Genomic DNA, 14,702 nt, shown 5'->3' on the forward strand with positions numbered 1-14,702 from the left:
TTTCACTATTTTTATACCATTTCTTAACATACAAACCAGAATCAAGAATCAAAAGCAGTTACATAAACCAAACAATTCCATTACAACAAAATGTATCGAAATATTTTGTTTTTCATTTCGCGTCAATTCTCTGTTAAACCAAGAGTGACAAGGCTTTTGCTCTTTCCCCACGCCCCCTCCCTCACTTACCTGTTGTGGATGAGAAATTCACAAGCGCCTTTTCGGATCCTTACCCTCCTCTCTTTGACTTCGTACTGTATAAACACACACATTGTTAACATTAAAATTCTTTTCATTTAATCGTTTTCGTGAGATCGATCGCTCACTTTTTGAGCTCTTATTGCAAGCAAAATGTGATGGTGTGTTCAGTTTTAATCGAAATCTTCATCATACCGACACAAATGCGAAATCTATCATGGTTATGCTCGGAGAAACTGTGGTACTTAGTGACTGCACAAGCGCTGGTGATTTATGTGAGGTGGCTTATGGATGGCTTTGAACTAGATGACTTACTGGATTTTGAAACAACAAGCACAACGAAAACGCGCTCTAAACCAGTAAAAAGGAAATGGCGTGAAATTGAGGCGATGCTTGACCGACGTAACTTACTCAAAGAGCTGCGTGATATGGACATGTGTCACGACTACTCACTGGAAGATATTAAGCTTTAACCACATTAACGAACAAAAAATAGCACTCTTACTCAACGAAAAAGGCACCTCTCACAGGTGCCTTTGTTTATTTTGGGCTAGATCATCTCTTTTTCACTTTGCTGTACACGCTCTGCCAGTTGTCGGTAATGATCGGCAATGGTTTCACCAAAGACTGGATCGTCTTCATTAACCAGCCATTGTGATTCCACTTGTTGCCAATCTTGTGTGGTAAAAGACTCGGCGATCAATGGCAGAATCAAGCGCTCTTCAATGTCCAAATGTTGGCGTTGTGATGAGATAAACGCCTCTAACTGCTCAATGAACATCGCTTGTGGCACCACTGCATCGTTCAAAATCATATGCACCACGTCAGCAAAAGCTGCGGTTTTCTTCGCTAGTTCTTTGTGTTCAAGCTCTAAGTTTTCAATGGTTCTCTGCGCGCCGTAATGCTCTAAGTAATGGCGATAAAGGATGTCTTCTTTCGGATGGTGCACCTTCTCCGCATGATCAGATAAATAGCTGACAATCTCGGCGACCAAACTGTAGTTAATAGGTTGCTCATTTTTGAGCAACTCCACTTTATGGCGCAGTATAGCGAGCATGCGCACAATGTAACCGTGTTCGCGTCTTATCCGTTCAATCATCATAGCGTTTCTCCTTAACACCTCATTTGTTGTAAGTGTATAAGATAGAACGCCATTCGGCTTAGATATCGCTCAAAAAACCATCGCTTTCTACGAAATTACATTCAAATGTGCTTAGAGCGACAAAGGTAGTTGCCAGTCTATTGCTTGCTTTCCTTGATCAAGTAAATGTTGATTCGCTTGTGAAAAATGCTTACAGCCCAAAAAGCCGCGGTGAGCAGAAAGAGGGGATGGGTGTGGCGCGGTGAGAACCACATGCTTATGGCGATCAATAAATCGGCCTTTTTTCTGTGCGTGCGATCCCCACAATAGGAATACCACACCTTGTTGGTGCTGATTGATCGCCTCAATCACTTTGTCAGTGAATGTTTCCCATCCTAATGAAGCGTGAGAATGCGCTTTGCCCTGCTCCACCGTAAGCACCGTATTGAGCAGCAATACGCCTTGTTTAGCCCAAGCTTCAAGGTAACCATGCGCCGGGATCTGAAAGCCCTGGATATCCTGCGCCAACTCTTTGTACATATTCACCAAAGAAGGAGGTGTCTTGATGCCCGGTAACACTGAAAAACACAAACCATGAGCTTGGTTGGGGCCATGGTAAGGATCCTGTCCTAAGATCACCACTTTGACATCTTGAAACTCGGTATAACGAAAGGCATTGAAGACATCCTTTGCTGGAGGGTAAATCACTTTGCCAGCTTGTCGCTCTGCTTCAACAAAGTTGAGTGTCTGTTGAAAATAGCTTTGCTCTTTTTCCGCACCAATTACATCGTGCCAAGTGAGTTGCTGTGTCATGGGGAGAATCCTATTGAAAACCATCAGGCGGTTATTCTAAGTCAGGTCACTCCCCTAACCAAATTCATCACAAGCTATTGGTTTTTTTCGTGACTTTGTGGGCTTTTTTGTGGCGTTCTTGCATGCCCCTGCCCGGTAATATGACGGTTCGGTATTGGCCGTCTTGCGACAGAACGCACAACGTAAGTGGAATGGAACATCATGGTTGTAAACATAGTGGCATCCTCCTGTGACAAACTCGATAAACACTATTGTTCTTGTTTGCTATGAAAGAAAGATGCCAATCTGATGACAAAAAGCGCTAAGCGATTGAAGAGAGATGATATTTTCTCAACTGCTCAATTTCTTGCGGCCAAAGTTCAGGTTCAATAGTTTCTAAAATCAATGGGATAGAATCAAAACGGCTGTCTTTCGCAATGTATTCAAAACAGTCCCAGCCAATTTCACCTTTCCCTAGGGCATGGTGCCTATCCACCTTACTGGCTAATTTTACTTTTGAATCATTAATATGCATTGCACGTAAATAGTGCATTCCGACCACACGTTCAAACTCAGCGAAGGTCGCCTCACACGCCTCAGGAGTTCGCAGATCATAGCCTGCGGCAAAGGTGTGGCAAGTATCCAAACAAACCCCAACTCGACTCTTATCTTCAACCTGCTCAATGATTTCTGCAAGGTGCTCAAATCGCCAACCTAAGTTGGAACCTTGTCCGGCCGTGTTTTCTATCACCGCCACCACATCAGGTACCGCTTGATGCGCTAAGTTGATCGATTCTGCGATTAAAGACAAACACGCTTTTTCTGAGATCTTCTCCAAATGGCTGCCTGGGTGGAAATTGAGTAAGTTCAACCCTAGCTGCTGGCATCGCTCCATTTCATCAATAAACGCGAGACGAGACTTTTCCAGCTTCTCCGCTTCTGGCGCACCTAAATTAATAAGATAAGAATCATGGGGAAGAATTTGCTGTGGAGAAAAACCCAACAACGCGCAATTGGCTTTGAACGCCGAGATGGTTTTCTCTTCTAATGGCTTGGCAACCCATTGACGTTGATTCTTCGTGAACAAAGCAAACGCGTTTGCTCCAATCTCACGCGCCCGCAGAGGTGCATTGTCAACCCCGCCCGCCGCTGAAACATGCGCGCCAATAAATTTGTTACCAAAACGGTTTTTGCTGTTTGTCATTTAATCACTTAACACTTTCAAGATAAGGGGCTAATTACAACCATTTAGCTTAGTTCAGTCAAATTTCCAATTAATTTTGTAGTAAATTTACAACAAAATTAACACTTAACTATTTTTGATATTATCAAATAAATCGTAATTGATAGTTTTTAAAGGGTTTATTGATTTAACTCAATAAAATAACCATCACAAAATTAATGTTTTTAGTTGTTTTTTGACCTAAATCAATACTATCATAATGGATATTAGCTATATAATACTCAGCTCGACAAAATTCGAAAATTAACACCAATAATCACCACGTAAGTGGACTAGGAGATAGTGATGATCCAAGGTATCCAAATTACTAAAGCAGCAAACGACGACCTACTAAACTCAATCTGGCTTCTAGATAGCGAGAAAAATGAAGCTCGCTGTGTAGCGGCAGTTTCTGGCTACGAAGCCGATCAAATCGTTGCAATTAACGAGCTAGGTGAGTTTGAAAGCCGTGAAGTGGCTATCGAAGCAGCACCTCGCATTGAAGGTGGTCAACACCTAAACGTGAACGTTCTAAAACGTGAAACGCTAGAAGATGCAGTTGCGCACCCAGAGAAATACCCACAACTAACCATCCGTGTATCGGGTTATGCTGTGCGTTTCAACTCACTAACACCAGAACAACAGCGTGACGTCATTGCTCGTACGTTTACTGAATCTCTATAATATAGAGACCTAAATATTAAAAAAAACGGCGCTCATCGAGCGCCGTTTTTCTATTCTTGCATTTGTTTTCTAAAGAAAACAATAGGGTGGAGGCCAAGCTCCACCTGTGAGATTGATGCCTGCTTATTGCACGCGACGCAATACTTCTTTCAGAGCCGTAAAATCCGCATCCAACTCTTCTGAGAGCAGTTCCATCACCGCATGTTTTGCCAGTGGTGCTGGCAAATCGATGTCACTGCCAAGAATGTCATCGACCACTTCCTTAAACTTCGCCGGATGTGCGGTACAGAGGAACAAGCCAGTTTCACCTTCTTGTAGCTGCTGATCCAGCACACGATAGGCAATCGCACCATGTGGTTCACAAAGGTAACCAAGTGAATAGAGATCTTTCACCGATTGCGCACTTTGCTCATCAGACACAGCACCTTTGCCCAAAGTTTCCAAACCCCACTCTTTCACACGGCACAACTCTTCAATTCGTGGCCAGTTATTAGGCTGACTCACGTCCATGGCATTTGAAGTCGTCGCGACAGTCGGTTTTGGATCCCATTTACCGGTTTCTAGGTAACGAGGCACGGTATCATTGGCATTCGTTGCAGCGATAAAGCGCTTAATCGGTAAACCCAGAGCTTTAGCAAGCAAACCCGCAGTAAGGTTACCAAAGTTGCCGCTTGGTACCGACACCACCAGATTCTCGCGCTCTTGCTTACTCATCTGCGCCGCTGCTTCAAAGTAGTAGCAGATTTGCGCCATCAAACGGCTAATGTTGATGGAGTTTGCGGAGTTGAGACCAATCTCTTCACGCAGCTCTGCATCATCAAACGCTTGCTTCACCAGCGCCTGACACGCATCAAAGTCACCATTGATCGCTACCGTGTGAATGTTTTTGCCTAATGTGCAGAACAGCTTTTCTTGCAATGGGCTGATTTTGCCTTTCGGATAAAGAATGACCACATTGATGTCTTCCATACCGTAAAAAGCGTGTGCAACCGCGGCTCCTGTATCACCCGATGTCGCTGTTAGAATAGTGATTTTTCCACCATCAGAAACCGCAGCCAACGACTGAGCCATAAAGCGGCCACCGAAGTCTTTGAAGGCAAGTGTCGGTCCATGGAACAGTTCAAGCGCGTAGACACCCTCTTTCACTTGTTTAATCGGTGCTGGGAATTGGAATGCCGCATCCACCATTGAGTTAACTTTGTCTTCTGCTAGCTCATCACCAATCAACGCGGAAAGAATCGCAGTGCTGCGCGAGATAAAATCTTGCGCAAGCAACGCATCGATATCATCAAATTTCGGTAATTCTGCTGGGAAAAATAGCCCCTGATTACGGCCTAACCCTTGGCGCACGGCTTGGCCAAAGGAAACTTGTTCGTCATTTTCTTTTATGTTGTAAAGCTTCATAGCTCACTTCCTGTCACAATTGAGCCCTTTTTGTCTAAACGACAAATGTGGACGAATCCTTCTTCATTTTGTACGTAATTTTGTTCTAACCAGCGTGCTACACGCTGTGCAACATCTTGGTCTTTGCAAATACTAAACAGTGTCGGCCCACTGCCAGAAATGCCCGTTGCCAATGCCCCCGCAGAAGCGGCATATTTACGCGCATCGGCAAAACCGGGAAGCAGTTTCTCACGATAAGGCTCTGCGATCACGTCTTTGATCATCTTCGCGGCAAGCTCAGGCTGCCCTGAGTGACAAGCGTGAATAAAGCCGGCCAAATGGCGGCCATGTGCGATCACATCTTGACGTCGGTATTGAGAAGGTAAAATCGCACGCGCTTCTGCCGTCGACACCTTAATGCCAGGGTAGGCCATCACCCAATACCAATCATCGAAGCACGGAACTTCTTGGCTAATAATGCCGAGCTCTTCGAGCATTAATTGCAAGCCACCTAAATAGCAGGGTGCAACGTTGTCATAGTGCACTCCACCGGAGATTTGACCTTCCATTTCACCCATCAGTGCGAGCAATTCCATTTCATCCAGTGGGTTGGCATGGAACTGATTGAGGGCATCTAACGCGGCAACAATAGAACAAGCACTAGAGCCAAGCCCAGATCCAATCGGCATGTTCTTTTCTAATGTCATCTCAAGCGGTTTGAGCTCAAGACCTTTTTTATCGAGTTCGCGAGCAAACACTCGCCAGCAATCATAAACAATGTTTTCTTTCGGATCGCTTGGCAGCTTTGCAACAAAACTACCCGCCGTCTTTAACGAAAACGGCTCGTTCCCCGCTTTCACCATGACTCGATCGCCAAGTAAAGTGCCATCGATGGGCGACACTGCCGCCCCTAATACATCAAAACCAACACTGACATTACCAATAGAAGCGGGAGCGTACACTACCACAGCCATATCGCTTGAACTCATCGATTAAACCCCTAATTTCCAGCCTAAAGTACGCATCACATCTGAGAACACGCCTGCCGCAGTCACTTGAGTACCGGCACCGTAACCTCTCAATACTAACGGGATCGGCTGATAGTAACGGCTGTAGAATGCTAACGCATTTTCACCATCTTTAATTTTGAACATCGGATCATTTTCATCTACCGCAGCGATCGAGACTTTGCACTTACCATCGATGATTTCACCGACATAACGCAGTACCTTGCCTTCTTCGGCCGCTTGCGCAGAAAGTTGCTTGAAGTACGCATCAGCTTCCGGTAGTCGAGCCATAAATTCATCGACACTGCCTGAATCATCAAAACTTGGTGGCAAGGCTTGATCCACTTCGACATCTTCCAGCTCTAATGCCATGCCCGCTTCACGCGCCAAGATCAACAGTTTACGCGCCACATCCATTCCGGACAGATCATCACGAGGATCTGGCTCTGTAAAACCATTTTGTTTGGCGATATTGGTCGCCTCACTCAACGTCATGCCTTCATCCAACTTACCGAAGATAAAGGAAAGTGAACCAGAGAGAATGCCGCTGAATCGCTCCAACTCATCTCCGGCAGAAATCAGATTTTGCAAGTTCTCGATCACAGGCAAGCCTGCACCAACCGTGGTTTCATACATCAACTTACGACGAGAGCTGCGTGCCACATCGCGTAGCTGATGGTAATACGCCATACTCGCGGTATTTGCTTTCTTATTTGGCGTCACAACATGGAAACCAGCGGCTAAAAACTCTGCGTATTGGTTAGCAATCACGTCGCTAGAAGTACAATCGACGAGCACAGGGTTGATGATATGGTTACGCTGCACGGTGGCAATCAAACTGGCAAGGCTAAACGCTTCAGATGCATTGGCCATGCGGTCACGCCAATGTTCCAGTGGTAAGCCGTTACTGTCTAACAATAGCCCTTTGCTATTGGCCAAACCACACACTCGGATGACAATGCCTTTGTCTGCCAGTTTGGCTTGCTGACGCTGGATCTGATCCACCAACTCACCACCAACACCACCGACACCAACAACAAAAACATCAAGGTAATGTTTCGAGTTGAAGAGATTTTCATGACACGCTTTGATCGCTTGAGAGATCTTATCCTCTGGGATCACCGCTGAAATAGCGCGCTCTGACGAACCTTGAGCAATAGCGATGACATTGACACTCACTTCCGCAAGAGAAGCAAAGAATTGTGATGCGACACCTTTGGAAGTGCGCATACCATCACCCACCAGCGTGATGATAGAGACATTAGTCAGGAACTCGACGGGCTCCAATAGACCATCTTTCAGTTCTAACTCAAAAGCATCTGAGAGTGCCTGTTCGGCTAAAGGTCTGTCGGCAGCTTCAATACAGAAGCTGATACTGTACTCAGAAGAAGACTGAGTAATCAGAACGATTGACACGCCAGAGGCCGACATCGCACCAAATACTCGGCTCGCCATACCAACCATGCCTTTCATTCCCGGTCCAGACACGTTGACCATCGTCAGGTTATTGAGCGTAGTGATGCCTTTGATCGCTAGATTATCTTCGCCTGTATCTTGGCCAATCAGCGTACCAGCACCTTGAGGATTGAAGCTGTTCTTAATCAAACATGGGATATGAAATTGAGCAATTGGCGCAATGGTTTTGGGATGCAAAACGGATGCGCCAAAGTATGAAAGCTCCATGGCCTCTTGATAGCTTAATGACTTCAATAAGCGAGCATCTTCGACTAAACGAGGGTCACAGTTGTACACCCCATCCACATCCGTCCAGATCTCACAACAATCCGCGCGCAGACATGCCGCCAACACGGCAGCTGAGTAATCGGAACCATTACGACCTAGAGTAACCAGCTCACCATGCTTATTGCCCGCGGTAAAGCCAGGCATGATATGAACGTGCCCCTGAGGAAGAGGATTTGAACGGAAGTTTTGCGTAGATACATCGACATCCACCATCCCTTCTAAGTGATCACCATGGGCAAGCAAGTAGTCAACCGGGTCAATAAGATTAACGAGATGACCTTTTGCTTCCAACACCGCCTTCATCAACTGGATGGAAACACGCTCACCTTTGCTGATGATGCGAGCATTGACGTTGTCAGGACACATCCCCAACAAGCCGATACCATGAACAAATTGACGCAGTTGCGAAAGTGAATCCGCGACTTGCTTTAAATACGCGTCACCGTTAAGGCTAGGAAGCTGCTGTTTAATATCACTCAGCAATTGTTTGAACGCACTGTCTAGCTCGTCGACTTGTCGTTCTGCTTCGCCATTTTTCAGTGCAGACTCAATGACCGCGACCAATTTATTGGTTGTTTTCCCTGGCGCCGACAACACTACAGAAACTTCTTCCTGCTTGGCATTGTTAGCAACAATGTCCGCCGCTCTTAAAAAGCGGTCTGCATCGGCTAACGATGAGCCACCAAACTTTAATACTCGCATCCCTTCCTCCCGGATTATTTTTAATCTGTATAAAAAAAGGCCTGTATCTTGTTGGATACAGGCCTTTTTTTGAAATTTGTTCTTTCGCTCAGCAGCCTGCCCCAACATGTGTGATGTCGGTAATAATAATGGTGGTGGTCATTACTAGTTGGCTGTTAAGAATCATAAAACGTTATCTATTGCTTTTGTGTGTTTGCTTGTATCTACGTTTACCGTAGTTTCGAGCGGTTCGTCAACAAAAAGTTACGTTTTTTTTATCACGGGGGTTATGCATATGCGCACATTTTAGGATCGTGTTCTCATTTTCAGGATCTTAAATCTCAGCATTTTGATCTTCTCAGCAAAATGGCTGTAGAAAACTCGCTAACCTAGATCTTCGACGGAAAAATTTTTCCCAACATGGGAGGAATTTTGTGCTTAACTTGAGAGTACAATAAAAAAATCCTCATAATAATCACAAGGAGTAGTGGTATGAAAAACTGGCCCATCTTGCTGCTTTTCTTTGTGTTTTCTCATGCATATGCCAACAATTTGCCTGCTTTAAACCCGACGAAAACGTCGCCCCACAAACTGTTTCTCACCAGTGAAAGTCAAACAGAAGAAAGTTTTGATGTCTGGAATATCGATGGAGGCTACGCCTATCAATTGTTTGATTCAGTGGACCTTTACGTGGGCGCTCGTGTCAATAACTCGCAAACAGCCAATCAGAGTGGCTTTTTAAGTGGCGTGAGTTACCAAATTAGCGATCGGGTGGTAGTGAAAAGTACCATTCGTTCCTTCAAAGTTCAGGAAGAAAGTGGCACTGAACATAATGGTAATTTTGCTGCAGAAGTGACAAGCCGAGTCAAAATTAGCGAACAACTGGATTTGCATGCCACTCTCGACCTGCAAGAGTGGCAACAAGGTATTGAGTTTGGTTTAGGTTTCCGCTTTTAGAATTGAAGCAACTCTTTGGAAATAAGAATTCCATTCCAATCGGCGTAGATGTAATCCTTTGGCTGCACCATTTGGTTGTGCATGGTTAAGGTAACATTGACTTCACCGGCCCCTCGTTTTTCCGTTTTGAATGGTGACGTGCCCAATGCTTTAATCCCCAGTTCCATCTGTGACATCTGGGCGACGTCGCGCACGGCACCAAACACAATCACCCCTTCCCAATCATTTTCAATGGCCAATATCGCTAATTGATCGCCAAGTAATGCTTTTTGGCAGGAACCATGCCCATCCACAACCAACACTTTACCTTTACCATTTTCACTCAAAACATCTCGCACTTTCGAGTTATCGTGATAACAGCGAACGGTCACAATCTCTCCGAAGAATGCCGCTTTCTGACCAAAATTCTGTAATGGCAAATTGAGTAAAGTGACTTTGTCTTCATGTTGATCACAGATATCCGGGGTAATGTCCTTCATATATCCTCCTTGAGAAAATTTTTGCCACATCAAACATGCGGCTCGAATTCAAAATTTCTTATCTGATGCGCTGGTCAAACGGCCCCAGTGATTCTTTCCTTTCATCACTCAAGCAAGACACTAAAAAAAGCTCTCCTTGTTCAACAAAATAAATCGCGTTTTGTTTGAACTCTCTTGCTAAGTTTAGTGCGTAATTCAAATTTATCTCGACAGCAAAACTTTCTTCGCTCCAGCAGCACGCCTTATCGGCGACTAAAACAGAACAAAAGCGTCGCGTGTTAATCTTTGTTTTTAACTTCTGATTACTTATGCAATTCTCTTTTTTTGACTGCAAAATACTCGCAGGGTTCCATGCTGTAATAATGGCGAAACGATCGCTTTGCCATTCATCATTAAAATGGAAAAAAGAGGCTGAATAGGCATGCCATAATGACGCATCTACAGTTGTTTCACCATTATTTATCATAAGTCTCCATCGATTAATAATTGTTACATTTCATCAATTGATATAAATCAACAAAGTGAATGGAATTAACATTTGTTCATTGTTAGCATGCTGTTAACATTATAGAATCCGCACAAAAGCCTTGGGATGCTTACCTTTCCACACCAGACGAAAGGCGTCGAAAGGTAAACAGACCCAGTAGAATAATCCAGTAACAGTTGGACACTGTATACATTTGGCGAGAACCCACGGAAGGCAGATAACTTAAAGAAGTGTTTTTTTGATCACTTTGTTTTATTATCAAAAAATCATTACCTGTATGTTATGTTTTTGCCTAGAATTTATTCTATTCGTACAATTTTGTCACAAATTTAGGTACCGCCAATGCAAACCCCGCAGATTCTTATCGTCGAAGATGAGCAAGTAACTCGTAACACTCTTAAGAGTATTTTTGAAGCAGAGGGATATGCTGTATTTGAAGCCAGCAACGGTGATGAGATGCATCACATGCTGTCTGAAAATAGTATTAATCTGGTGATTATGGACATCAACCTGCCTGGTAAAAACGGCCTTCTTCTTGCCCGTGAACTCCGCGAGCAAGCCGATGTTGCTTTGATGTTCTTAACCGGTCGCGACAATGAAGTCGACAAGATTCTTGGCTTAGAAATCGGCGCAGATGATTACATCACGAAGCCATTTAATCCTCGCGAACTGACGATCCGTGCTCGTAACCTGCTAAGCCGCTCTATGAGCAGCAGTGTTATGCCGGAAGAAAAACGTTCGGTTGAGAAATACGAATTTAACGGTTGGGTGTTGGATATCAACAGCCGCTCACTCATCAGCCCATCGGGTGATGGCTACAAACTGCCACGTTCAGAGTTCCGTGCATTGCTGCACTTCTGTGAAAACCCAGGCAAGATCCAAACTCGTGCCGATCTTCTGAAGAAGATGACGGGACGTGAACTGAAGCCGCACGATCGTACCGTTGACGTGACCATTCGTCGCATCCGTAAGCACTTTGAATCGGTATCTGGCACACCAGAAATCATCGCAACCATTCACGGTGAAGGCTACCGTTTCTGTGGTGATTTAGAAGCGTAAGCGCGCCGCATAAACAAAAAAAGGTTGGTGTTTACCAACCTTTTTTATTTTGTTATGCCCTATCCGTTTGGCTTAAAACACTTTATCGATCGTAATGTTGCGCTCAACTAACCATTCACGTTTACCGTGATTATCGAGCTCCACCAGCAAATCAACATTCTTTTCTGGATCAAAATTCGCTTGCCACACAAAGGCAATTTCCCATTTATTCTCACTGTGCGTGCGCAATTCAAGCAAATCGCCATCAATTTTCCACTCTTGATCGCCTTGCTTAATCGTTAACTCACTCACTGTTAAGCTAGCTGGCAGATCGCGATCCGACGAGAGATACAAAGCGCCATGCAGGTTATCTTGTTGCGATTCACCTAGCGTCGGCATCTGGTTGATCCAAAGGTTACTGGCCAGTTCAATGCGAGTATCAGCAATGGTGATACGATTATCTTGCTGCCAACTCACGTTTGGCTCGGAGGTGCATCCTACCAACAGCAATAGTGGCAGCAGTGCAATTAATGGTTTTTTCATTTCTTCACCTCTGTTCTAACCAACTCTTCAATATCTGAATATCATTTTGATACTCATTCTTGATTTCTTCTACCCAGTCCGCGATATTTTCCCACCATGCGGGCATGTCTGGAGATTGCGCTTTTTGCGCAACGCTTTGAATTCGTTTCAACCCGATCGAACCCGCAGCCCCCTTGATTTTATGCGCTTCGGAAACAATCCCTGGTTGATCTTTTGCAATCATATTGGAATCGAGTATTTCAAGGTATTCAGGCATCATCTCTTCAAACATACGAATGCTATCGAGGACGGGCTGCGGTCCAACAATCTCTACGTAGGATTCAAGCATCACCAGATCCAAAATATGATTCTCTACATGGCTGGTTGTGATCTCAACAACTTCTGCCTCTTCCATCTCGATCGTGGTGCTTTCTTGTTTGATGATCAGTTTTTCAATCACATCTTGAATTGCCTGTACCGCAAGTGGCTTGCTAATGGCTTCATCCATGCCATTGTCTAGATACTCTCGTTTATCTTTCAATACGTTGGCAGTGAGAGCAACCAGCGGTGGCAATTGGCTATAGTGTTTACGATAGTACGCAGCGACATCAAACCCCGTCATATCCGGCAGTTGGATGTCCAGTAACACCAAATCGTAGCGGCTCGGGTCAAAGGAACGTATCGCCTCGTCCCCTGTCATCGCAACCGTCACTTTGTGGCCGAGACTTTCAAGTAGAGAGCGAGCAACGGTGACATTGAGTGCAATGTCTTCCACCATAAAGATACTGAGATGGAGCTGGGTTTTCGGTTTGTCCACAGTCGATGGTGCAGATTCAATCACAGGAACGTGAATCGAAATAGTGAACGTACTACCAAAGCCTTCCTCACTGCTGACGGTAATATCGCCGTCCATCATGTTGATCAACTGGCGTGAAACCGCCAAACCAATCCCGGTTCCAACGGCATGCAAGTTATCTTTACCCGATTTGACTTGGTAGTACATGGCAAAAATCTTATCCAGTTCCGCTTCTGGAATCCCGATCCCTGTATCTTCTACTTCAATAATGATGGTGGCAAAATCCTCTTCCACTTCGGAACTCACCGTCATGACCACTCCACCCTCTTTGGTAAACTTCATCGCATTGCTGATGAGATTCCAAATGACTTGGCGCAAGCGCGTGGCATCCACCTCGATGGCTTTAGGCAGTTCACTCAGACGCTCTAAATCAAATCGCAATCCTTTTTGTTCTGCCATAAGTGCCGAAATGCTTTCGATTTCTGCGACAAAATCTTCAAAGTTAAGCGGAGCTGGTAACAGCTCTAATTTGCGGCGATCAAACTTGTCCATATCAATGATGTCATTGAATATATTACCTAAGGTGATCGCGCTGACATTGATGGTTTGCATGTACTTGCGCTGCTCATCGGTTAAGCGCGTATCCAATAACATACGACTTAAACCAACAATGCCGTTAAGTGGGGTTCTAAGCTCGTGACTGATGGTTGAAATGAACGTGGTTTTATCGCGGCTCGCTTTTTCCAATGATTCTTCATGGCGCTTACGTTCTGTAATGTCACGGCCAAAGCCAACCAATCCTAGGTGACGCCCATCTTTGCTGTAAAACGGCACTTTACGCAGCTCAAAGTAGTGTTTTCTACCATCTGGGTATTCAAGCCACTGCTCGTAAGTCAAAGCGCGATTATTGGCAAAAACTTGCTGATCCGTATCGACAATTTGTTGAGCAACTTCCTTGCTGTAAACATCCCAAGGGCTTAAGCCGACCAATTGATGCTCTTTCTTGCCAGTCAACTCTTCCATCGCTCGGTTACAACCAGAGAACACCCCCTCGGCATTGCGGTAGTAAATCAAATCCGGAGAGGCATCAATAAAAGAACGCAATAACGCCGTGCGCTCCGCAAGTTCCACTTGGGTCCGTTCCCGTTGAAACACCTCGTTTTCGAGATCTTTCATTGCCTCTTCTCTGGCTTCTTCGGCGCGAATACGTTCTTCAATCTCTTGGTTCAATTGCTCGATGTTCTGTTGCAACTGAACATTAAGCTCTTGATCTCGTGAGCGCATATCTTTCAATTTAGAAACCAATTTTGAGAGACGCTGGCGTGACTCTTCCAGCTGATCCACCACCACTGACAAGAAATAGACCGCCCAAGGAGTAATGAGCAAACCGAAAAAGACTGAGCGGACAATATCGATATCATCCACATTACCTTTCAGCACCAAGGTGATGCCCACTTGGACCACCACAGCTAATGCAACCAACGCCAAGGCTAGCAACATCGAAAAACGCACAATCCCCAGCTTAACCAGTAGATCAACGTAATACTGGGCAAGGTTTTTCATCGGTTTCATTTAATGCTCCAAAAGATGAGAGGACAACCTGAACTAGTGAAGTCGTTGGCGACATTAGCA

The 14,702-nt window shown here is 44.9% G+C and carries 14 protein-coding genes and 1 other annotated feature; of the genes, 4 read left to right on the top strand and 10 right to left on the bottom strand.

All coding sequences use genetic code 11. The features are described from left to right. Positions 1-485 precede the first annotated feature (485 nt). Positions 486-671, top strand: a complete 186-nt coding sequence (locus PQQ36_RS11835) for a DUF3545 family protein (RefSeq protein ID WP_013572406.1) — start codon at positions 486-488, stop codon at positions 669-671. A 77-nt stretch (positions 672-748) separates the two neighbouring features. Here PQQ36_RS11835 and PQQ36_RS11840 read toward each other — a convergent pair whose 3' ends face one another. The 3 genes from PQQ36_RS11840 to nfo all read right to left on the bottom strand — a co-directional run bounded on the left by PQQ36_RS11840 (position 749) and on the right by nfo (position 3,275). Beyond that, complete coding sequence (locus PQQ36_RS11840; protein ID WP_013572407.1) at positions 749-1,300, bottom strand: hemerythrin domain-containing protein; 552 nt, start codon at positions 1,298-1,300, stop codon at positions 749-751. Between the two features lie 111 nt (positions 1,301-1,411). Next, on the bottom strand, positions 1,412-2,092 hold the full coding sequence (gene ung, locus PQQ36_RS11845; RefSeq protein ID WP_011078627.1) for a uracil-DNA glycosylase: 681 nt from the start codon (positions 2,090-2,092) through the stop codon (positions 1,412-1,414). 301 nt (positions 2,093-2,393) lie between these two features. Continuing rightward, complete coding sequence (nfo, locus tag PQQ36_RS11850) at positions 2,394-3,275, bottom strand: deoxyribonuclease IV (protein ID WP_045596264.1); 882 nt, start codon at positions 3,273-3,275, stop codon at positions 2,394-2,396. Between the two features lie 324 nt (positions 3,276-3,599). On the opposite strand from nfo, the gene grcA reads away from it, so the two are divergent. Next, a complete protein-coding gene (gene grcA, locus PQQ36_RS11855) occupies positions 3,600-3,977 on the top strand; it encodes an autonomous glycyl radical cofactor GrcA (RefSeq protein ID WP_011078629.1) in 378 nt (125 codons plus the stop codon). 123 nt (positions 3,978-4,100) lie between these two features. Here the strand turns inward: grcA and thrC are convergent, their stop codons facing one another. Genes thrC through thrA form a run of 3 tightly spaced genes read right to left on the bottom strand, consistent with a single transcriptional unit; the run spans position 4,101 to position 8,812 of the window. Then, positions 4,101-5,381 (bottom strand): threonine synthase, encoded by a 1,281-nt coding sequence (gene thrC / locus PQQ36_RS11860; protein WP_011078630.1) that lies wholly within the window; start codon positions 5,379-5,381, stop codon positions 4,101-4,103. Continuing rightward, positions 5,378-6,334, bottom strand: a complete 957-nt coding sequence (thrB, locus tag PQQ36_RS11865; protein WP_011078631.1) for a homoserine kinase — start codon at positions 6,332-6,334, stop codon at positions 5,378-5,380. The genes thrC and thrB overlap by 4 nt, the downstream gene beginning before the upstream one ends. An 18-nt stretch (positions 6,335-6,352) precedes the next feature. Then, a complete protein-coding gene (thrA, locus tag PQQ36_RS11870) occupies positions 6,353-8,812 on the bottom strand; it encodes a bifunctional aspartate kinase/homoserine dehydrogenase I (protein ID WP_011078632.1) in 2,460 nt (819 codons plus the stop codon). 30 nt (positions 8,813-8,842) lie between these two features. Then, positions 8,843-8,965 (bottom strand) — a sequence feature (Thr leader region). A 318-nt stretch (positions 8,966-9,283) separates the two neighbouring features. On the opposite strand from thrA, the gene PQQ36_RS11875 reads away from it, so the two are divergent. Beyond that, positions 9,284-9,748 (top strand): hypothetical protein, encoded by a 465-nt coding sequence (locus PQQ36_RS11875; RefSeq protein ID WP_011149528.1) that lies wholly within the window; start codon positions 9,284-9,286, stop codon positions 9,746-9,748. Here the strand turns inward: PQQ36_RS11875 and PQQ36_RS11880 are convergent. Together PQQ36_RS11880 and PQQ36_RS11885 are read right to left on the bottom strand one after the other, a co-directional pair. Continuing rightward, entirely contained in the window at positions 9,745-10,227 is a 483-nt protein-coding gene (locus PQQ36_RS11880; protein WP_011078634.1) for a putative 4-hydroxy-4-methyl-2-oxoglutarate aldolase, read from the bottom strand. The genes PQQ36_RS11875 and PQQ36_RS11880 overlap by 4 nt on opposite strands. A gap of 58 nt (positions 10,228-10,285) precedes the next feature. Continuing rightward, positions 10,286-10,693: a DUF3293 domain-containing protein gene (locus PQQ36_RS11885; RefSeq protein WP_011149526.1), complete on the bottom strand. Its 408-nt coding sequence runs from the start codon at positions 10,691-10,693 to the stop codon at positions 10,286-10,288. A gap of 363 nt (positions 10,694-11,056) precedes the next feature. On the opposite strand from PQQ36_RS11885, the gene arcA reads away from it, so the two are divergent. Continuing rightward, positions 11,057-11,773: a two-component system response regulator ArcA gene (gene arcA, locus PQQ36_RS11890; RefSeq protein WP_011078635.1), complete on the top strand. Its 717-nt coding sequence runs from the start codon at positions 11,057-11,059 to the stop codon at positions 11,771-11,773. A gap of 72 nt (positions 11,774-11,845) precedes the next feature. On the opposite strand, the gene PQQ36_RS11895 is transcribed toward arcA, so the two are convergent. Then, entirely contained in the window at positions 11,846-12,295 is a 450-nt protein-coding gene (locus PQQ36_RS11895) for a hypothetical protein (RefSeq protein ID WP_011078636.1), read from the bottom strand. Between the two features lie 4 nt (positions 12,296-12,299). After that, positions 12,300-14,642 (bottom strand): aerobic respiration two-component sensor histidine kinase ArcB, encoded by a 2,343-nt coding sequence (gene arcB / locus PQQ36_RS11900; protein ID WP_011078637.1) that lies wholly within the window; start codon positions 14,640-14,642, stop codon positions 12,300-12,302. Positions 14,643-14,702: the final 60 nt, after the last annotated feature.

It is taken from the genome of Vibrio sp. CCUG 15886 (assembly GCF_028570825.1).
GTDB lineage: Bacteria > Pseudomonadota > Gammaproteobacteria > Enterobacterales > Vibrionaceae > Vibrio > Vibrio vulnificus_B.

Bases quoted from the DNA above. Each gene is read 5' to 3' on its own strand.
- PQQ36_RS11835 (WP_013572406.1), top strand. From the start codon at position 486: ATGGATGGCTTTGAACTAGATGACTTACTGGATTTTGAAACAACAAGC.
- PQQ36_RS11840 (WP_013572407.1), bottom strand. From the start codon at position 1,300: ATGATGATTGAACGGATAAGACGCGAACACGGTTACATTGTGCGCATG.
- ung (WP_011078627.1), bottom strand. From the start codon at position 2,092: ATGACACAGCAACTCACTTGGCACGATGTAATTGGTGCGGAAAAAGAG.
- nfo (WP_045596264.1), bottom strand. From the start codon at position 3,275: ATGACAAACAGCAAAAACCGTTTTGGTAACAAATTTATTGGCGCGCAT.
- grcA (WP_011078629.1), top strand. From the start codon at position 3,600: ATGATCCAAGGTATCCAAATTACTAAAGCAGCAAACGACGACCTACTA.
- thrC (WP_011078630.1), bottom strand. From the start codon at position 5,381: ATGAAGCTTTACAACATAAAAGAAAATGACGAACAAGTTTCCTTTGGC.
- thrB (WP_011078631.1), bottom strand. From the start codon at position 6,334: ATGGCTGTGGTAGTGTACGCTCCCGCTTCTATTGGTAATGTCAGTGTT.
- thrA (WP_011078632.1), bottom strand. From the start codon at position 8,812: ATGCGAGTATTAAAGTTTGGTGGCTCATCGTTAGCCGATGCAGACCGC.
- PQQ36_RS11875 (WP_011149528.1), top strand. From the start codon at position 9,284: ATGAAAAACTGGCCCATCTTGCTGCTTTTCTTTGTGTTTTCTCATGCA.
- PQQ36_RS11880 (WP_011078634.1), bottom strand. From the start codon at position 10,227: ATGAAGGACATTACCCCGGATATCTGTGATCAACATGAAGACAAAGTC.
- PQQ36_RS11885 (WP_011149526.1), bottom strand. From the start codon at position 10,693: ATGATAAATAATGGTGAAACAACTGTAGATGCGTCATTATGGCATGCC.
- arcA (WP_011078635.1), top strand. From the start codon at position 11,057: ATGCAAACCCCGCAGATTCTTATCGTCGAAGATGAGCAAGTAACTCGT.
- PQQ36_RS11895 (WP_011078636.1), bottom strand. From the start codon at position 12,295: ATGAAAAAACCATTAATTGCACTGCTGCCACTATTGCTGTTGGTAGGA.
- arcB (WP_011078637.1), bottom strand. From the start codon at position 14,642: ATGAAACCGATGAAAAACCTTGCCCAGTATTACGTTGATCTACTGGTT.